This window comes from Mesorhizobium sp. M0051, assembly GCF_040323235.1.
Taxonomy (GTDB): domain Bacteria; phylum Pseudomonadota; class Alphaproteobacteria; order Rhizobiales; family Rhizobiaceae; genus Mesorhizobium.
This window is the reverse complement of sequence record NZ_JAMYUT010000007.1, coordinates 1-17,345: the sequence shown is the minus strand read 5'-3', so window position 1 is coordinate 17,345 and position 17,345 is coordinate 1. Positions and strand designations below refer to the sequence as shown.

Annotated in this window: 19 protein-coding genes and 1 pseudogene; 13 read left to right on the top strand and 7 right to left on the bottom strand. The window is 61.6% G+C overall.

Annotated elements, in window-relative coordinates:
* The first annotated feature begins 238 nt into the window (after positions 1–238).
* Complete coding sequence (locus NKJ90_RS09210; protein WP_023758727.1) at positions 239–403, top strand: hypothetical protein; 165 nt, start codon at positions 239–241, stop codon at positions 401–403.
* 787 nt (positions 404–1,190) lie between these two features.
* Here the strand turns inward: NKJ90_RS09210 and NKJ90_RS09205 are convergent.
* Positions 1,191–1,382 (bottom strand): hypothetical protein, encoded by a 192-nt coding sequence (locus NKJ90_RS09205; protein WP_352485934.1) that lies wholly within the window; start codon positions 1,380–1,382, stop codon positions 1,191–1,193.
* 59 nt (positions 1,383–1,441) lie between these two features.
* Here NKJ90_RS09205 and NKJ90_RS09200 point away from each other — a divergent pair, with 59 nt between their 5' ends.
* The 3 genes from NKJ90_RS09200 (at position 1,442) to NKJ90_RS09190 (ending at position 3,252) form a co-directional block, all read left to right on the top strand.
* Positions 1,442–1,576 carry a hypothetical protein gene (locus NKJ90_RS09200; RefSeq protein WP_502904892.1) on the top strand — a complete coding sequence of 45 codons (135 nt, stop codon included), beginning with the start codon at positions 1,442–1,444 and terminating at the stop codon, positions 1,574–1,576.
* 108 nt (positions 1,577–1,684) lie between these two features.
* The gene (locus NKJ90_RS09195; protein ID WP_502904891.1) at positions 1,685–2,002 is read left to right on the top strand and encodes a helix-turn-helix domain-containing protein; all 318 of its coding nucleotides are present in this window, start codon (positions 1,685–1,687) and stop codon (positions 2,000–2,002) included.
* Between the two features lie 11 nt (positions 2,003–2,013).
* Entirely contained in the window at positions 2,014–3,252 is a 1,239-nt protein-coding gene (locus tag NKJ90_RS09190; protein ID WP_352485933.1) for a type II toxin-antitoxin system HipA family toxin, read from the top strand.
* A 31-nt stretch (positions 3,253–3,283) separates the two neighbouring features.
* Here the strand turns inward: NKJ90_RS09190 and NKJ90_RS09185 are convergent, their stop codons facing one another.
* The 3 genes and pseudogenes from NKJ90_RS09185 to NKJ90_RS09175 all read right to left on the bottom strand — a co-directional run.
* Entirely contained in the window at positions 3,284–3,442 is a 159-nt protein-coding gene (locus NKJ90_RS09185; protein WP_156938521.1) for a hypothetical protein, read from the bottom strand.
* Positions 3,439–3,852, bottom strand: a complete 414-nt coding sequence (locus NKJ90_RS09180) for a c-type cytochrome (protein WP_502904890.1) — start codon at positions 3,850–3,852, stop codon at positions 3,439–3,441. The genes NKJ90_RS09185 and NKJ90_RS09180 overlap by 4 nt, the downstream gene beginning before the upstream one ends.
* 306 nt (positions 3,853–4,158) lie before the next feature.
* A pseudogene (locus NKJ90_RS09175) lies at positions 4,159–4,737 on the bottom strand (sensor histidine kinase); the annotation flags it as partial.
* Here NKJ90_RS09175 and NKJ90_RS09170 point away from each other — a divergent pair.
* Positions 4,733–4,873 (top strand): aldehyde dehydrogenase family protein, encoded by a 141-nt coding sequence (locus tag NKJ90_RS09170; RefSeq protein WP_352486079.1) that lies wholly within the window; start codon positions 4,733–4,735, stop codon positions 4,871–4,873. The pseudogene NKJ90_RS09175 and the gene NKJ90_RS09170 overlap by 5 nt on opposite strands.
* A gap of 135 nt (positions 4,874–5,008) precedes the next feature.
* Here NKJ90_RS09170 and NKJ90_RS09165 read toward each other — a convergent pair whose 3' ends face one another.
* On the bottom strand, positions 5,009–5,263 hold the full coding sequence (locus NKJ90_RS09165) for a hypothetical protein (RefSeq protein ID WP_352485932.1): 255 nt from the start codon (positions 5,261–5,263) through the stop codon (positions 5,009–5,011).
* A gap of 236 nt (positions 5,264–5,499) precedes the next feature.
* Positions 5,500–6,168: a GntR family transcriptional regulator gene (locus tag NKJ90_RS09160; protein WP_023758719.1), complete on the bottom strand. Its 669-nt coding sequence runs from the start codon at positions 6,166–6,168 to the stop codon at positions 5,500–5,502.
* A gap of 130 nt (positions 6,169–6,298) precedes the next feature.
* On the opposite strand from NKJ90_RS09160, the gene NKJ90_RS09155 reads away from it, so the two are divergent.
* The 8 genes from NKJ90_RS09155 (at position 6,299) to NKJ90_RS09120 (ending at position 15,095) form a co-directional block, all read left to right on the top strand.
* The gene (locus NKJ90_RS09155; RefSeq protein WP_031260025.1) at positions 6,299–6,886 is read left to right on the top strand and encodes an amino acid synthesis family protein; all 588 of its coding nucleotides are present in this window, start codon (positions 6,299–6,301) and stop codon (positions 6,884–6,886) included.
* Positions 6,879–8,675, top strand: coding sequence for an alpha/beta fold hydrolase (locus tag NKJ90_RS09150; RefSeq protein WP_352485931.1), 1,797 nt, complete (start codon positions 6,879–6,881; stop codon positions 8,673–8,675). Before NKJ90_RS09155 ends, NKJ90_RS09150 begins: the two co-directional genes overlap by 8 nt.
* A gap of 5 nt (positions 8,676–8,680) precedes the next feature.
* Complete coding sequence (locus NKJ90_RS09145; protein WP_352485930.1) at positions 8,681–9,730, top strand: LLM class flavin-dependent oxidoreductase; 1,050 nt, start codon at positions 8,681–8,683, stop codon at positions 9,728–9,730.
* Complete coding sequence (locus NKJ90_RS09140; protein ID WP_352485929.1) at positions 9,727–11,205, top strand: aldehyde dehydrogenase; 1,479 nt, start codon at positions 9,727–9,729, stop codon at positions 11,203–11,205. Before NKJ90_RS09145 ends, NKJ90_RS09140 begins: the two co-directional genes overlap by 4 nt.
* Positions 11,206–11,287: 82 nt before the next feature.
* Entirely contained in the window at positions 11,288–12,292 is a 1,005-nt protein-coding gene (locus tag NKJ90_RS09135) for an ABC transporter substrate-binding protein (RefSeq protein ID WP_031260023.1), read from the top strand.
* Positions 12,293–12,359: 67 nt separating this feature from the next.
* Positions 12,360–13,220: an ABC transporter permease gene (locus NKJ90_RS09130; RefSeq protein WP_352485928.1), complete on the top strand. Its 861-nt coding sequence runs from the start codon at positions 12,360–12,362 to the stop codon at positions 13,218–13,220.
* Position 13,221: 1 nt separating this feature from the next.
* Positions 13,222–14,022: an ABC transporter permease gene (locus tag NKJ90_RS09125; RefSeq protein WP_352485927.1), complete on the top strand. Its 801-nt coding sequence runs from the start codon at positions 13,222–13,224 to the stop codon at positions 14,020–14,022.
* Entirely contained in the window at positions 14,019–15,095 is a 1,077-nt protein-coding gene (locus NKJ90_RS09120; RefSeq protein WP_023758711.1) for an ABC transporter ATP-binding protein, read from the top strand. The genes NKJ90_RS09125 and NKJ90_RS09120 overlap by 4 nt, the downstream gene beginning before the upstream one ends.
* A gap of 669 nt (positions 15,096–15,764) precedes the next feature.
* Here NKJ90_RS09120 and NKJ90_RS09115 read toward each other — a convergent pair.
* A complete protein-coding gene (locus tag NKJ90_RS09115; RefSeq protein WP_352485926.1) occupies positions 15,765–17,141 on the bottom strand; it encodes an ISNCY family transposase in 1,377 nt (458 codons plus the stop codon).
* Positions 17,142–17,345: the final 204 nt, after the last annotated feature.

Genomic DNA, 17,345 nt, shown 5'->3' with positions numbered 1-17,345 from the left:
ACATATCGACAGTGTCGGCCGGAGGCTAGATTGATTGCCGACGGTGGTGCCACGCTGGCAGCAAGCCTCGGCAAAGCTGCATCCAGCTCAGTAAAGGTAATTTCAAGCGCTTCGGCTTCGTCCATCGTTTTCCTCGCCAATACACCATGCGCCACCCCCATCGGAGCGGCAACTTGCATTCAGCATCCGGTGGAACAATCCGCCCTTCGCCGGGTTTCTCCCGCCGAAGGAGACCTTCATGATCCGTTGGCTTGTCAGAATCGGCGCACTCTATGTTGCGTATAAATTCGGTGAAGAAGTCGGGCGCGCTCAGGCTCGAGTTGATTTGCGCCTACGACCGCAGCCCGATTATGAGAGCACCCCGACCGCCCGTAACGAAGAGGAGTTCGGCGAGCCGATCTGATTGTCATTCGCCGGCCGTAGGTCGGGTCGGAGTTTCCATAGATCCGCCCAACCGAGGCGACACACCTGCACAGTGCCGTCGCTAAGCGCGACGGTGTGGGGAAGTGGTCATGTTATATTTTTTTGGGGAAATGGGCGCGATATGGCGGATATCGGAACGCCCCCTATCCCCTAGAAAGCGGTGGATAAAAGTCGGCGCCGCCCAAATAGTTCTTGCTAATTTTTCTTTTTCGGCGCCAGCGTCTGCTGGGGCTTACTGAAGGCGAAATGCTAAACCGCGTAGCTTCCACCACATCTAATTTGCGCCATTTTAACTTTATTGTTCCCGACGACGTCATTGACGCTGTCGAGGGATATCTCTGCTTTTGTGCCGCCGGACGCATCGTTTCTACCTTTTCGGCAGTTCAAGCAGTGCGAGACAAAGTCCTAGACTGCGAGCTTTCCGACGAGCAGATTGAGTGTTACGCTGTATTGGCTGCGGTCGATGAAGGCCTAGCCGTCCACTTCGATCGGCGAGGACGACAACCGGATCCCTACTCGAGTTTGAGTAGGTGTCACTGGCATCTGGTGCCGATCTGGAAAACCAAGGTGCGGTTGGGAGTTGCCCACGTGTCATTTCGCCGGCCGAACGTAGTCGGTCCTGCCGGCCGTACCCCTCCGCTCATTATCATTGGCAGAACGCAAGCCAGGCCGCAGCGAATAGAATTCCTTCCATGAAACGCGCCTGCCGCGGAATGGTTCGGCGCTCTCCGTAGTGCTGGTGACGCTCGTTGATCGGGGTGCAAGGTTCATGCTGCTTTAACACTGTCGCGCAGTGATGGGATAATCTCGCCATCGCCCACATCCACCATCACGACGAACGACAGGTTTTCGTTGTCGTCCTGCCTGTAGGTGACGCCAACCACCTCAACCGACGCGCCGTCGTTGTCTTCTGCCTGAAAAGCGGCGATCGGCATCATCACAATGCCGAGGCCCGCCATGCTCCAGATGCTGGCCCGTGTTCGCTGAGTTCGAGACGGCCATTCGCTCGGAGAGGCTGTTGGATGGGATTGCCAAGGCCAAGGCCATCGGCACCAAGTTCGGTCGCAAGGTCAAGGCAACCCCGGAGCGGATCTTCACCATGCGGGCCGATGGCGAGACCGGCCCTGGCGATGCGGGATCAGCGCTCACCTAAGGTCATGATCCCCAAACAGTTCATTTATATGACAAATGATCTACAAACAGATCAACCCCTTGACATTGACAGCACAAAAGATACTTATGCGTATCAAACTAGCTTTGAATGAAACTCATAGGTATCGCCATGCCATCGGAATATGCGGGCCTGCTTGAAATAGGTCACCTGCTGAAGCAGGCGCGGCTTACCGCGTCGCTGACGCAGGAGCAGGTCGCCGATATGGCCGGCATATCGCGTCCCCGATATCGCGACATCGAAACGGGCGCAGCCGCGGCACGTGCGACCACCCTGATGAACATCACCCGCGCCCTAGGCCTGGAGATGATGCTGATCCCACAGTCCATGGTTCCTGCCGTCAAGTCCTTGCTGCGACCGCATGACGACGATCTCCCCGCCTTTGTTTCCCAACCCGACGAGGAATGATCGTCCCCCGAATGTTTAAAGCACCCAAGGCCATCCTTGACGTGCTGCTGAACGATCTGAAGGTCGGAACGATCGTCAGGACGCCAGGCGATTTCAATGCATTCAATTTCGACGACGCCTATCGAGCGACCGGGGGCTTTCCCGTCCTCAGCCTTTCTTTCCGCGCGGCGGCAGGAGGATTGCGGAAGGATCCAAAGCCTCTTGCCGGGGCCTTACCTGCATTCTTCGCCAACCTTCTTCCAGAAGACAAACTGCGCGAAGCGATGGAGAAACACCACGCAGGCAATGTGCGCGCAGGAAACGATTTTGATCTGCTGGCCGCGCTGGGTGCGGATCTTCCCGGCGCCGTGCGTGTCTTGCCGACCGATGGCACGACGGCAGTTGCCGAGGATGCCTCAAAGGATAGGCCAAAAGCCCGGTTCTCGCTCGCGGGCGTACAGATGAAACTCTCTGTGATCAAGAACAACGGCAAGGGAGGTGGGTTGACCTTGCCTATGGGCGACGAGCAAGGCCAGTACATCGCCAAATTTCCATCGTCGGCGTTCCCCGGCGTCTCTGAAAATGAGTTTGCCAACCTAGCGCTGGCGGCGGCGATCGGCATGGACGTGCCCGAGCGCGAGCTTGTCGAGAAGTCCGATTTCGAGGGAATTCCCGAGGAGTTCGACACGCTGTCGGACGGCAAGGTTCTCCTCGTCAAACGCTTCGATCGCGTCGTTGGTCGTGAGCGCGTCCATATCGAGGATTTCGCGCAGGTTTTCGGTGTCTATCCCTCGCGCAAATATGAGGGCGCCGCATATCATGACATTGCCTCAGCCCTGAGCGCGGCCGTCTCGCCGACGGCCGCGCTCGAATTCGTGCGCCGTCTGGCGCTGACGGTCATCACCGGCAACGGCGACATGCACCTCAAAAACTGGTCGCTGATCTACCGGGGCCCTGGCGACAAGCCAGAGCTTGCGCCAATTTATGACGTCCTGTCGACCGTGCCCTATATTCCCGCCGACTCGATGGCGCTCTCGCTCGGCGGCGAACGCTCCTTCAAGGCGCTCGCTGCCCCGCGATGGAAGGCGTTCGCCAACCGTGCAAGGCTGCCAGAGCCGGCCGTGCTGAGGACGGTGATCAAGGTCGTCGAGCGCGTCAACGATCATTGGTGGAGCCTTCCGGAACGGGCCGTTATTCCGGAGAAGGTGCTCGAGCGGATTGATGAGCATGTGAAAACGATGACCCCGATACTCGGCACCTGCGCCGCATAAGGAGGGGAATCGCGGCGATGGGATGGCTCCCCTACTTGCGCAGATCGATTTCGGAAATGAAGGCCTCGCCGATATGTAGCCTGGCGCTGTAGCGGCCGATGTAGGTCGTCGTGCGCTCCTTGGCCGCCCACATGTTACCGTCCACCTCCTGGATCGGCTCCTCGACCAAGGGAGATTGGATTGATATCATCGAGTAAAAAACCAGTATGCCGTCATTCTCTGATGATCCGAGAGACCAACAAGCGGTCCAGGAACCCGGATGCCTTCGAACGCGACGTTCGCGAGCGCGATCGCCGCGCGCTGAGCGGCATTGGAAAAGCCGAAAGTCATTTGGGTGCCAGGCACCATCTGACGCGGCGCTGTGAGGAAGGTGTCGAGCGACGAACTGTCCCAGACGATGTTCGACTCCCGCAACGCGGCTGAATAGCGTGCTCCCTCGATGCTGCCGGCCTGGCGGCCGATGACGCCAGACAGATGCGGACCGGCCCTGTTCTGGCCAGGCTCCATACTGTGGCACGCCCCGCAGCGCTGCCGGAACAGCCGCTCGCCGTCGGCCTGCTGCGCGGAAGCGGCGGCAGGCAACAGCAGGCCGGCGGCCAACAGCGTAGCCAGGGATGCGCGCGCTCGCATGATGGACGTCGCCAGGGATGCGGTTGCAACTCCAGCGGACATGAGGGGGTTGCGTGTCGTGGCTTGTGAATGGTTCATCGGATGGCCTCTGCGAAACGTTGAGGGGAGGAGCTTTGCTGCGGGCCGGAGGCTTCCGGCAGGACCAGCCGCTCGACAGCAACAGCGGTGGCTGGGCAGGGAGGGAGAGGATGCAGGTGATGACTTGTCCTTCGTTGCGACGGCGATGATCCAATCGTGGCGGCAGCGCGGCAGTCCTGATCGTGGGACGGGTTTCGGTCAAGCCGGCAAGGATCGTAGTCCGGTCGGAGGGTTCGTCTCAGGCACCGGCGCCGGGGCAAGGTGCTTGGCCATGTCGATGAGCGGCAGCCTGATGACAGCGCGAAGGCCCCCGCTCCGGTTCTCCAGCACGATATCGCCGCCGTGGTGACGGGCGATGGCGCGGGCGATTGATAGGCCGAGCCCGACGCCGCCGGTCTCCCGGTTGCGCGACTGCTCCATGCGGAAGAAGGGAGCGAACACCTGTTCCATGTTGCCTGGCGGAATGCCGGGTCCTGCGTCCTCGACCACGATGTCCAGGCTATCGGCACTCCGCACCAGGCTCACCCTTGCCTGTTCGCCATAGCGGACGGCATTCTCGACGAGGTTGCGGATCGCCCTGCGCAGGGAGTCCGGCCGGCCGCGGTACAGCACCTTGGGTCCATCGGCGACGGTGATGTCTTGGCCGAGCTCAGCGAGATCGTCGCAGAGGCTGCCGACCAGCGCCGAAAGATCGACGGTTCGCGTCTCCTCTACCGTGGCGTCCTCGCGCGCGAATGCGAGCGCCGCTTCCGTCATCGTCTGGATCTCCTCGATGGTCAACTGCTTCGACCATGGCGATATGACCTCGATCTGGGGTGGGTACAAGCGGACGGGCAACGGGCGCGACAAGTGCCTTGAGGCGCTATCACAGTACACGCAGACAAAGTCGGTGTGGGTGAATCTCGGCGGCTGATACCTTGGAAGGCCGTCGAGCCCTGCGGGCCCCGGCGGCTCTCTTCTCGCCTCGCGTTGATGTGGCATCCTTCCAATCGCGCGAGGTCGCATTCGCCGGAAATCGGCAGCAGGGCGAGCGACCGGGAATGGAATACTACAGTGATGTTTTTTCTGGAGAGAGGGCGGGTCGCGGCCTGGATGCTAGGTCAATAGCTTCAGCTTCGCCAATTCCCGTCATACACAGCAGCCGAATTACCGTTTCCTGGGTGACGGAGGTGGTTAGCTCCTCCTTCGCGAAAGCAAGGCTCACGCCCACAATGGCAAAAGTCGCCATTTTCCAGGTGAGTTTTGCGTCTTCCCTTGCCGGTGGAAGTCGCCTGGTTCGACCACCCAACTTGACGAGCGTCATGCGGCGAGATCATGCTGACGAACAGAGAGACTTTGACTGTCTCCTCCATTTTCTTCCGCTCCTAGGACGTTGTCGGTCATGACGCGAGCGACCGCGACGCCGAGGCTTGCGCAAGGGAAACAGCTTCCGCGGACGGGCCTACCAAAAAAATTTAGTGAAAGGCGCGGACGTGCGCACCCGGAGTCGCCCCCCGAGGACAGCCTTGCCGATTCGACAGAGGCAGCGTCAGGAGAAAATCAGTTGGGACGCAAGGACAGCCGCGCGATGTTCCAAGCCTGCTCGACATGGTGCCGGGCGGCGGCTTGCGCCTTGTCGGCCTCACGTGCCCTTATCGCGTTCATGATATCTTCCATCTCGGCGATCGCGGGACCGCGCCGGTTGGCCGAGGCGATCGTCATTGATCGCAATTGATTGATGCGCACGTTCAATCCTTGCACGATTTCCCAGGCGATCAGCTTGCCTGCGGCAACAAACAAATTCTCGTAAAAGCGCGATGTTGCCCGCATCACCTCGACGGGGATGCTTGAGGCCCATGCCTTGAGCAGGTCCTCATACGCGCGTTCGAGACCTTCAATCTGTTCGCTGGTTGCGGTGAGGGCGCAGGCACGCGCCGCGATCCCCTCAAGCAAGGCACGCAACTCATAGATCTCCTCCGTACGGTTGAGGTCGGGTCGCGCTACCGCCGGCCCGTGCCCTGGAATCATCTGGACAAGGCCCTCGGTCTCCAACTGACGCAGCACTTCTCGAACCACGGAACGACTGACGCCGAGTTGGTCGCAAAGCGGCCGTTCGACAAGCCTTTCACCTGGCTGGAACCGAAAATCCATGATCGCCTCGCGCATGCGTTCCAGCGCCAGGGTCCGAAGCGTTTTTGTCGAGCGCTCGATGCGAAGTGTATCGTCCATGGATTGGTCCTTTCACGAATGACGAAACCAGATTCGAATGCCTGTTGACAAGCCGCTTTGGCCGATAATAGTATGGTATACCATATTATGGAATGTGAGTTCAACCTTGGTCAGTTTCCAGAGGACCTCTATGAGCCCTGCTATTCGGAAGATAGTGACCCATGTCGAGACCACTCTGATCGAGGGTGGCAAGGCGGCACCCAGGCCCCTGCGCCTAATTGGCGTCGCTGCTGTCTTGGACAACCCGTGGGCAGGCAAGGGGTTTACCGATGACCTTTCGCCCGCGATACGGGCCTATGCGCCGGTGCTTGGCGAGTTGCTTACCCGTGAGATTCTTGCCGTCGCCGGTTCCGGCGAGGCGATCGAGGGCTACGGCAAGGCTGCCATCTGCGGCACCTCAGGCGAGATCGAACACGCCTCGGCGCTGATCCACACCCTGCATTTCGGCAACCACTATCGCCGTGCCGTTGGCGCCAAGACCTATCTCGCCTTCACCAATCTGCGTGGCGGGCCGAACACGCCAATCATGATCCCGCTGATGGACAAGAACGACGAAGGCCGCCGCTCCCACTATCTGACCGTGCATTTCCAGATCGGCGACGCGCCGGCGCCGGACGAACTGGTGGTGGCGCTCGGCGCTTCCATTGGCGGACGTCCGCACCACCGCATCGGCGACCGCTATCAGGATCTGAAAGAGGTCGGTGATCTGCATGGCTGACGCCGCCGCCCTTGCATGGGTCCGGGACACGGCTCCGGACGGAACCGGCTTCATCCGTGCCGGCTCCGGCGCGCCGGTTCTGCTCATCCACGGCGTCGGCATGAATGCCGGGATCTGGCAGGCGCAGATCGAGCTGATGCAGGATCGCCGCGAGCTGATCGCCATCGATATGCTCGGCCATGGAAATTCGCCGCTGCCGCCGGAAAACTCCAACCTGTCCGACTTTGCCGACCAGGCGATCCGCTTGCTCGATCACCTCGGTCTCGCCTCTGTTTCGATCGTCGGCCACTCCATGGGGGCGCTGGTCGCTCTCGAAATCGCCCTTCGCGCACCGTCGCGTGTCGACTCCGTCATCTGCCTCAACGGCGTGTTCCGTCGTCCTGAGGCATTGGCGCAGGCGGTGCGCGAACGCGCGGCAGCACTCGGCTCTCATGGCGATCCTTCGGCCATCGCCGCAACGCTTGCCCGCTGGTTCGGCGACCCGCTGCCGGCCACCCTTGCCAGTGCAGCCGCAACGGCACGCACGGCGCTTGAAGGCGTCAGCGCTCAGGGCTACGCGCGCACCTATCGCCTGTTTGCCCGCGCCGATACCGAGCATGTCGACCGCCTGGCCGAGCTCGCAGCGCCGGCACTGTTCATGACCGGATCGGAAGACAGGAATTCCACGCCGGCCATGTCGGCGGCGATGGCCCGACTGGCACCGCACGGGCAATGTCTCGTTCTCAGCGGCGAAAGACACATGATGACAATCGCTTCGCCGGAAAAAGTGACTCAACACATGATGGCGTTTCTCGATGCGGAGAAAGACGCTGCCATTAGGCCGGAGACGGCTGCTGCATTTGACGCCGGCGAATTCAGGCGGGCGCTCGGCTCGTTCCTGACCGGTGTCACCATCGTCACCACGGTCAGTGCGGAGGGCGAGCCACGCGGCTTCACCGCCAACTCCTTCACCTCGGTCTCGCTCGATCCGCCGCTGGTGCTTGTGTGCATCGCCAAGAAGGCGTTGGGGCACAGCGCCTTTTCGACCTCAAGAGGTTTCGCCATCAACATCCTGTCGGAGAGCCAGAAGGCAGAATCCGGCATCTTCGCCTCCAAGGCCGCCGATAAATTCGCTTCTGTTGCCTGGCAGTCCGGGCAAACCGGCAATCCGCTGATCGACGGTTCCGTCGCCGTATTCGATTGCGGCATGGAGCAACTGGTCGACGCAGGTGACCATTCGATCCTGATCGGCCGCGTTCGCGACTTCACCCACAATGGCGCGCAGCCGCTTGGCTATTGCCGCGGCACCTATGTCACACCCGGCCTCAGCCAGGAGGCGCTGGCGGCAGCACCTCATGGGGCCGAAGTTGGTGCCATTCTCGAGAATAAAGGCCGCGTGCTGTTCTTCGAAACACCGGGCGGTTTCCACGAATTGCCGGCGGGTCGCGGGCTGGGCTCGCCGAAGGACGCTCGCAGCCTCAAGGGATGCCTCGCCGCCAAGGCTGTCGACGCACAGCTCGGCTTCCTGTTTGCGGTGTGGGACGACGCGGCCGATCCGTCGCGCTCACACGTCTACTACCGGGGAACGGTTACCGCACCCAATCCCAGCGATCGCCAGACGCGGCTTGTCGAGATCGACGATATCGCCGATCTGAAGATCGCCGATCCGGCGGTTCGTTCCATGCTGACCCGCTATATCAGTGAACGCACGGAAGATGCTTTCGGTGTCTATGTCGGCAACGAGGTCGAAGGCGAAGTCCGGCCGCTCGCCAGGGCCGCGTCGTCCCAAGCTCTTACTGGTCGCAGGTGATGCCAATGAAATTTTCGCTGTTCGTCCACATGGAGCGCTCGGATCTGGCGAAGCCGCATTCCGAGCTTGTTGCCGAACTGGAGGAACTTGTCGTGCTGGCCGACAAGGCCGGCTTCGAGACCGCCTGGATCGGTGAGCATCACGGGATGGAATTCACCATCTCGCCCAACCCTTTCATCAACATCGCCTATTTGGGCGCCAAGACGAGCACGATCCGGCTCGGCACCGGAACCATCGTCGCGCCGTTTTGGCACCCGATCAAGCTTGCAGGCGAAGCGGCGATGGCCGACGTCATCACCGGCGGCCGGCTCGACATCGGCATTGCACGCGGCGCCTATGCATACGAATACCAGCGGCTTTTCCCCGGGCTCGAAGCCTGGGGCGCGGGTCAGCGCATGCGCGAAATGGTGCCGGCGATCCGTGGCCTGTGGGATGGCGATTTCGAACTCTCCGGCGAATTCTGGTCGTTCCCGTCGACCACCTCGTCGCCCAAACCGCTGCAAAAACCTTATCCGCCGATCTGGGTGGCGGCGCGTGACCCCAATTCGCACGACTTTGCGGTGGCCAATAAATGCAATGTCCAGGTGACGCCGCTCGCCTCCGGCGATGGCGAAGTGGTGAGCCTGATGGAGCGCTTCAACGCGGCCTGTGCTGCTCATCCCGAAATAGCGCGACCCGAGATCATGCTCTTGATGCACACATTCGTCGCCGAGGACGCAGCCGACGCCGAGCGTCTGACGCAGGACCTGTCGCAATTCTATTGCCAGTTCGGCGCTTGGTTCCAGAACAAGAAGCCGGTGCGCCAGGGCGTGCTGGAAGAACTGACGGAGGGCGAGATTGCGGCCATGCCGCAATATGCACCGGACAAGATCCGGCAGCATCTTGTGATCGGCGAGGCAGACGAAGTGATCGCCAGGCTGAAGGCCTATGAGGCGCTCGGTTACGACCAGTATTCGATCTGGATCGACAGCGGCCTTTCGCATGAGCGCAAGAAGAAATCGCTGCAGCTGTTCATCGACAAAGTGATGCCGGCCTTCCAGGGACCGCGCGCGTGACGAGCACCGGCGAATTCAGGAACTACATAGACGGCCAGTTCGTGGAGGCCGCCTCGACCTTCGACAGCATCGACCCGTCGACCGGCACAACATGGGCAAAAATGCCCGCGGCTTCAGCCGCCGATGTCAACCGCGCCGTCGCGGCCGCACATCGGGCACTGCACTCCGGCCCATGGGCAGCGATGACCGCAACGGCGCGCGGCAAGCTTCTGGTGCGGCTCGGCGATCTGGTTGTCGCCAATGCCGACCGGCTGGCGGAACTCGAGACGCGCGACACCGGCAAGATCATCCGCGAGACGCGCGCCCAGATCGCCTATGTCGGCGACTACTACCGCTATTATGGCGGGCTGGCCGACAAGCACGAAGGCTCATTTGTCCCGATCGACAAGGCCGACATGGAAGTGACCATCCGACCCGAGCCGATCGGCGTCGTCGCGGCGGTCGTGCCGTGGAATTCGCAACTCTTCCTGTCCGCCGTCAAGCTCGGCCCGGCCTTGGCGGCCGGCTGCACTGTCGTCCTCAAGGCTTCGGAGGATGGCCCCGCCCCACTGCTGGCCTTTGCCGAACTCGTGCACGAGGCGGGCTTTCCCGCCGGCAGCGTGAACATCCTGACCGGCTTCGGCCATGATTGCGGCCACCGCCTGACCAGCCATCCGCTCATCGCCCGCGTTGCCTTCACAGGTGGTCCGGCAACCGCCCGCCAGATCGTCAGGAACACCGCGGAAAACCTTGCCTCCACGACGCTCGAACTGGGCGGCAAAAGCCCCGTCGTGGTGTTTGCCGATGCCGATCTCGACAGCGCCGCCAACGCGGTCGTCGCCGGTATCTTCGCCGCCACCGGCCAGAGCTGCGTCGCCGGCTCGCGCCTGCTGGTCGAGCGTTCAGTGAAGGACGAGTTCCTCGCCCGGCTCAAGCACAAGGCCGAGGCGATCCGGATCGGCGACCCGCAGGATCCCGAAACGGAAATGGGGCCGCTTGCCACATCGCGGCAGCGCGAATGGATCGAGAAGACCGTCGCCGAAAGCCTCACCAGTGGCGGCCGGCTGGTCACCGGCGGCAAGCGCCCCGAGGGCAAGGCGGACGGCTTCTACTACGCGCCGACGATCATCGAGGCATCAGACCAGAACCTTGCCTGCGTGCGCGAAGAGCTGTTCGGTCCGGTGCTGAGCGCGCTTGCCTTCGACAGCGAGGCTGAAGCGCTGTCGCTTGCCAACGACACCAGGTTCGGCCTCGCTTCCGGCGTGTTCACCACCAATCTCGCGAAAGCCCATCGCATGGCGCGCGGCATCCACGCCGGTGTGGTCTGGATCAACACCTATCGCGCCGTCTCGCCGCTGGTTCCGTTCGGCGGCTATGGCCAGTCAGGCCTTGGCCGCGAAGGCGGCATGGACGCGATCCGCGACTACACGCGTTCGAAATCGGTGTGGATACGCACCTCCGACGACCCAATTCCCGATCCTTTTGTCATGCGGTAGCCGCCGCGGACGGGGATTCGCGATCAAGGCGAAAACGCCGATCGCGAACAGCCAACAACGAAAACAAACAGAGGAGAACGACATGAAACTGATTTTCACCGGCATTGTTGCCGGACTGCTTGCAACGACGGCCGCCAAGGCCGAGGAAATGGTCTTCACCAGCTGGGGCGGAACAACCCAGGAAGCCCAGACCAAATCGTGGGCCGAGCCCTTCACCGCCGCATCCGGCATCAAGGTCCTGCAGGACGGGCCGACCGACTACGGCAAGCTGAAGGCCATGGTCGACGCCGGTAGCGTCAACTGGGATGTCGTCGACGTCGAGATGGATTTCGCCATCAAGGCGGCCAAGGACGGCCTGCTGGAGCCGATCGATTTCGCCGCTGTGCCGAAGGCCGATCTCGATCCGCGCTTCACCACCGACCATGCCGTCGGCAGCTTCTACTATTCCTTCGTGCTCGCCTGGAACAAGGGCGCGGTGTCAGGCGAACCGGCCGGCTGGGCCGACATGTTCGACACCAAGAAATTCCCGGGCAAGCGCACCTTCTACAAATGGTCGGCGCCCGGCGTCATCGAGATCGCCTTGCTCGCCGACGGCGTTCCCGCCGACAAGCTATATCCGCTCGATCTCGACCGCGCCTTCAAGAAACTCGACACCATCAAGTCTGACATCGTCTGGTGGAGCGGCGGCGCCGAGTCGCAGCAGCTGATCGCTTCCGGTGAGGCGGCGTTCGGCCAGCTGTGGAACGGCCGCGTCTTTGCGCTTCAGCACGACGAAGCCGATGTCGGTGTGTCCTGGAATCAGAACCTGACGGCAGCCGACGTCCTGGTGGTCCCGAAAGGCGCCAAGAACAAGGATGCGGCGATGAAGTTCCTGGCTGCGGCAAGCAGCCCGGCCGGCCAGGCGGAATTTGCCGCATCCAGCGGCTATGCGCCTGTTAACACCAAGGCCAAGGCCGAAATGGCGGCGGACGTCGTGAAGTCGCTGCCGGATGCCCATGTCGACGGGCAGATCAACCTCGACATGAACTACTGGGCCGAGCACCGCGACGAGATCGCCACGCGCTGGTATGCCTGGCAGGCGAAATAAGCCTGCCTCTTGAACAGCACGGGACGAGGCGGCCAGCACCGTCTCGTCCCATAGCCGGATCACTGCCATGTCGGTCGAAACACGCCAGAGCCTACCAGGATTCCGCATGCCGGCAGGCTTCAACAGCCTGCTGCCGGCGCTGGTCCTGATCGTGCTGTTCTTCGTCGCGCCGGTCTTGGCCCTGCTCTTGCGCAGTGTCACCGAGCCCGAACCCGGCCTGCAGAACTACGCAACGCTGCTGGGTGACGGCACCTATGCCAGGGTGTTCTTCAACACCTTCCTCGTCGCGGCGGTGGTCACCGCCGTTACCGTCGTCGTCGCCTTTCCAGTCGCCTGGATGCTGGCGATCATGCCCTCCGCGCTGGCCTCGATCATCTTCGGCGTCATCATCCTGTCGATGTGGACCAATCTGCTCACCCGCACATATGCCTGGATGGTGCTGCTGCAGCGCACCGGCGTCATCAACCGAGCGCTGCTCGCCATCGGCATCATCGACCAGCCGCTGCCGCTCATCAACAATCTCACCGGCGTGACCATCGGCATGGTCTACATCATGCTGCCGTTCATGATCCTGCCGCTGGTCGGCACCTTGCGGGCGATCGACCCGATGACGTTGCGTGCCGCAGCATTGTGCGGCGCCAGCCCCATCCAGGCATTCCGTCGCATCCTGCTGCCGCTGTCGCTGCCCGGCCTCGCCGCTGGCGGCCTGATGGTGTTCGTCATGTCGCTCGGCTATTTCGTCACCCCGGCACTGCTCGGCGGCACATCGAACATGATGCTGGCCGAAATGATCGCGCAGATGATCCAGTCGCTGCTCAATTGGGGGTTGGGCAGCGCCGCCGCCTTCATCCTGCTCGTCGTCACCATGGCGCTCTACGCATTGCAGCTGCGCCTTGTCGGCGCCAGGCGCATGACGGGAGGCATCTGAGATGCTGCTCGACTACGACCGCATGGGTTGGTTGAAAATTGCGCTGCTCGGCTTCACCGCCCTGGTCGCCGCTTTCTTGCTCCTGCCGGTGGTTTTCATTGTTCTGCTGTCGTTCGGCTCGTCGCGCTGGCTGGCCTTTCCGCCACCTGGCTGGACGCTGAAATGGTACCGGGAGCTGTTCGCCGACCCTTCCTGGCTGGAGGCGGCGCTGACCAGCGCCCGCATCGCCACGATGACGGCGATCCTTGCCGTGATGATCGGCCTGCTCGCCTCCTTTGCCCTGGTTCGCGGCCAGTTTCGCGGCCGCGAAATCCTTCGCGGTCTGCTGCTGACGCCGATGGTGTTGCCGGTCGTGGTGTTCGCCATCGCAATCTACGCCTTCTTCCTGCGCCTCGGTCTCGGCGGTACCAGCATCGGCTTCGTCATCGCCCACACGGTGCTGGCGCTGCCCTTCGCCATCATCCCGATCGCCACCGCACTTGAAGGCTTCGACAAATCGATCGAGGACGCGGCCATCGTCTGCGGCGCCAGCCCGTTCGAGGCCAGGCTCAGGATAACCTTGCCATCGATCCGGATCGGCATCTTTTCCGCCGCGATCTTTTCCTTTCTCGCCTCCTGGGACGAGGTCGTGGTGGCGATCTTCATGGCTAGCCCCTCCTTGCAAACCCTGCCGGTCAAGATCTGGGGCAGTCTGCGCTCGGATCTGAGCCCGGTCATCGCCGCCGCCTCCAGCCTGCTGGTCGGGCTGACGCTTGCCCTGATGGTGGTGACGGCGCTGCTGCAGCGAAAGGTCAAGACATGATCCAGCCCTTCCTCTCCATCCGCAAATTGCACAAAGCGTTCGGCGCGTTCACCGCCGTGCACGACGTCACCCTTGAGATTCCCAGGGGCGAATTCCTGACCTTTCTCGGGCCGTCGGGTTCGGGAAAATCAACGACGCTCTATGCCATCGCCGGCTTCCAGGATCCGAGCTCCGGCGATGTCCAACTGGAAGGCAAATCCTTGCTGGCGATACCCTCGCACAAGCGCAGCATCGGCATGGTCTTCCAGCGGTACACGCTGTTTCCGCATCTGACGGTGGCCGAGAACATCGCGTTTCCGCTTCGGGTGCGCCGCCGACCTGATGCCGAGGTGAAGAAGAAGGTCGCCGACATGCTGACCCTGGTGCGGCTGGAAAGCTTCGCCGCGCGCTTGCCCGGCGCACTGTCGGGCGGCCAGCAGCAGCGCGTGGCGCTGGCCCGGGCACTGGCCTACGATCCGCCGATCCTTTTGATGGACGAGCCATTGTCGGCGCTCGACAAGAAACTGCGCGAGGAGATCCAGGCCGAGATCCGCCGCATCCACCGCGAGACCGGCGTTACCATCCTCTATGTCACGCATGACCAGGAGGAAGCGCTGCACCTCTCGGATCGGATCGCGCTCTTCAGGGACGGTCGCATCGAGCAGACCGGCACCGGCGAGGACCTGTATCTCAGACCGGCCACCGACTTCGTCGCCGGCTTCATCGGCAATTCGAATTTCCTCACCGCCGAACATCTCGAAACCGCCAATGGCGCGGCAACGATCCGGCTGGCGGACGGTTCAGTCGTCTCCGGCGTGAGCGTCAACAGGACCTTCGACAAGGGGCAAAAAACCAGGCTGATGATCCGGCCGGAAGCGTTTGGCATGGAACGAAAGCCGGCGAGCGCGGAACTCGCTGTCGAGATCGTCGATGTCGCCTTCTATGGCGAACGACGGCGCATCGTCGCGCGCACGGCCACTGGACAGGAGATCGACATCAGGCCGACCTCCGCCGCCATGCGGTCGCAGGATCTGACGCCCTGCAGCCGTCAAGTCTTTTTCGATCCGGCGGCGGCATTCCTGTTTTCCGCATAACTGCCCGATCGAGAAAGCTCCTGCCAATGATCCTCCCGCCGCTCGCCGACGCGCCCCTCTTTCAACACCGGTGCCTTGTCGACGGCGAATTTGTCCGCACGCCGTGCGACCTCAGTCGAAAATCCGGCTGACGGCGCGCTGATCGCGCATGTTCCCCGCTTAGGGATCAAAGCGCAAGGCCGATTACCAAGCCGGAGAGGGGCGCCGCTGATCTCTTAGAGCGCCGTGATAGCAGTGTCCTAAGATTGCCTGGTGGCTTCGCGACCGAGTGCACGCTTTCCATGGGAGTCGCGGGCGAGCCTGATACAAGCCGGAAGGCCTTGAACGGTCAAAAAATGTGCTCTTCTCAAATGTAGCCGACGTGCTTTTTGAGAGAGATTTCTCTTTCGCAAACTACGAATCCGTGGTTGCACAGGACGATGTGGTCAACGAAGCGTTTTCATTTAATGTCATGTGGCGGTGATGTAGAAATGTCGCTCGCTCTGCAAAGTAGAAATGTCGCATCCTACGTTTGCGAGGGGCAGGGTCCAGCAAGTTAGAAATGCGACAGTGACGCGCTTCCTGGCGCTGACACAAGCGCCCGATCGGGCGTCAGCTGGTCGGGGTTGCGCAGCCCGGTCGGGCGCGTTTCAAGCTTGGCGCCTCGGCTTTAGCTTTTGAGAGCTGACTTCACTCGGCAGCATCCAGCCTTGCCAGCGCTTGTTGTCGACGCGCGATGACAGCAGGATCATTCATGAAATCCGTCCTGCGGCCCGGCTTCGTTCCGCGCTTCCTGTAAGCGATCTGTTCGCTGTTGGTCTTGATCTTCGGCGGAGGCCGCGCCTCGTCCTGCTGAGCCTTGATCCAGGTCAGCACTTCGCCGAGCCGCTTGTTCTCGGTGACCGCGGCGTGGGTGACGCGCTGCTCTTTGTCGAAGACAGTGTAGGGCAGGGAGCATGCCTTCCACCGAACATCCAGGCGACCGTCGGCGAACTCGTAAATGTCGACATATCTGCCGACTAGGCCGCATGAGATATCATTCTTCTCCAGCATGATCTGCTTGCGTTCATAGGAGAAAGACAATTGCTGGCCGACATAGCGCTGCTCGCGTTTGCAGAGCAGGTCGCGGAGTCGATCAGCCGGCATGTTCAAGACACGGTGCAGATTGTCCGGCCGGGTAGGGATCTTCGCAAACTTGTCGTTGAAGCTGGTCGTGAATGCCGGCAGAAAAGCGTTGGCTTCTTCGATATCTGAGATGCCAGCAAGACGCAGTTCCTTCACAAGCCGGTCCTGCAGCGTGCGATTGACACGTTCGACCCGGCCCTTGGCCTGGCTCGAATTGGCGCACAGGATCTCGATGTTGAGTTCGGAAAGCGCTCGCCCGAATTGCGTCATGCCGCGGCCGGCGCTGGCCTCGGCCCTCGCCACCCGAAATACCGTGTGCTTGTCGGAATAGAACGCTATCGGGCAACCATGCGCCTTCAGATAAAGCTCCAGGGCCTCGAAGTAACTGAACGTGCTCTCCGACTTCACAAAGCGAAGCTGCTGGAGTTTGCCGGTCGCGTCATCGATGAAAACGAGCAGGGTGCATGGGTCGCCGCGCTCCTCGAACCAACGGTGATCACTGCCGTCGATCTGCACCAGCTCGCCATCAGATTCCCGGCGCAAACGCGGCTGATGGAATGTCCGGCGCTGCTTGCGCGACAGCCAAATCCCAGCCTCCGCCATCCATTTGCGCAATGTCTCGCGCGACACGACCAGGCCGTGGTTCGCGGCCAGCTTCTCGGCCGCCAAGGTCGGGCCGAAGTCGAGATAATGTTCTCGGACCAACTGGATCGCCAACTCGCCGACGCCGGCGAAATATCGATGGTTCGATGGTCGTCCTCGAGCCTTGTGCCGAAGTGCCGCAGCGCCTTCAGCCTGGAAGGTCTTCAACAGACGCTGAACTTGCCGAGCCGACAGTCCCAGCACCCGTGCGGCCGACACCATGGTCGTGCGCCGCTCCACAACTTTCGAAAGCACCTCAATGCATTGCAGCTCGCGCTCGCTCATGAGGATCAATCCCATTCTGCCGTCTCCCTCGCTCGACAGCGAGCAGGGCGACATTCCTACTTTGCAGAATCAAGACATTTTAACTTTGCGCCAATATGTCAAAGTTCCATAAGATATCTTATGCAACTTTCACCTGTAGCAGCTAAGTTAAAATGTCCGGATCTGGCAAAGTAGGAATGTCGCTCCTGCCTTGCCAATCTGCCCGCGTTCGAGAGCGTG

Excerpts from the sequence above, each read along its gene's own strand:
- NKJ90_RS09170 (WP_352486079.1), top strand. The coding sequence starts at position 4,733 with ATGGTCAACTGCTTCGACCATGGCGATATGACCTCGATCTGGGGTGGG.
- NKJ90_RS09125 (WP_352485927.1), top strand. The coding sequence starts at position 13,222 with ATGCTGCTCGACTACGACCGCATGGGTTGGTTGAAAATTGCGCTGCTC.
- NKJ90_RS09130 (WP_352485928.1), top strand. The coding sequence starts at position 12,360 with ATGTCGGTCGAAACACGCCAGAGCCTACCAGGATTCCGCATGCCGGCA.
- NKJ90_RS09210 (WP_023758727.1), top strand. The coding sequence starts at position 239 with ATGATCCGTTGGCTTGTCAGAATCGGCGCACTCTATGTTGCGTATAAA.
- NKJ90_RS09205 (WP_352485934.1), bottom strand. The coding sequence starts at position 1,382 with ATGGCGGGCCTCGGCATTGTGATGATGCCGATCGCCGCTTTTCAGGCA.
- NKJ90_RS09115 (WP_352485926.1), bottom strand. The coding sequence starts at position 17,141 with ATGGGATTGATCCTCATGAGCGAGCGCGAGCTGCAATGCATTGAGGTG.
- NKJ90_RS09120 (WP_023758711.1), top strand. The coding sequence starts at position 14,019 with ATGATCCAGCCCTTCCTCTCCATCCGCAAATTGCACAAAGCGTTCGGC.
- NKJ90_RS09165 (WP_352485932.1), bottom strand. The coding sequence starts at position 5,263 with ATGACGCTCGTCAAGTTGGGTGGTCGAACCAGGCGACTTCCACCGGCA.
- NKJ90_RS09190 (WP_352485933.1), top strand. The coding sequence starts at position 2,014 with ATGTTTAAAGCACCCAAGGCCATCCTTGACGTGCTGCTGAACGATCTG.
- NKJ90_RS09145 (WP_352485930.1), top strand. The coding sequence starts at position 8,681 with ATGAAATTTTCGCTGTTCGTCCACATGGAGCGCTCGGATCTGGCGAAG.
- NKJ90_RS09195 (WP_502904891.1), top strand. The coding sequence starts at position 1,685 with ATGAAACTCATAGGTATCGCCATGCCATCGGAATATGCGGGCCTGCTT.
- NKJ90_RS09185 (WP_156938521.1), bottom strand. The coding sequence starts at position 3,442 with ATGATATCAATCCAATCTCCCTTGGTCGAGGAGCCGATCCAGGAGGTG.
- NKJ90_RS09160 (WP_023758719.1), bottom strand. The coding sequence starts at position 6,168 with ATGGACGATACACTTCGCATCGAGCGCTCGACAAAAACGCTTCGGACC.
- NKJ90_RS09155 (WP_031260025.1), top strand. The coding sequence starts at position 6,299 with ATGAGCCCTGCTATTCGGAAGATAGTGACCCATGTCGAGACCACTCTG.
- NKJ90_RS09150 (WP_352485931.1), top strand. The coding sequence starts at position 6,879 with ATGGCTGACGCCGCCGCCCTTGCATGGGTCCGGGACACGGCTCCGGAC.
- NKJ90_RS09135 (WP_031260023.1), top strand. The coding sequence starts at position 11,288 with ATGAAACTGATTTTCACCGGCATTGTTGCCGGACTGCTTGCAACGACG.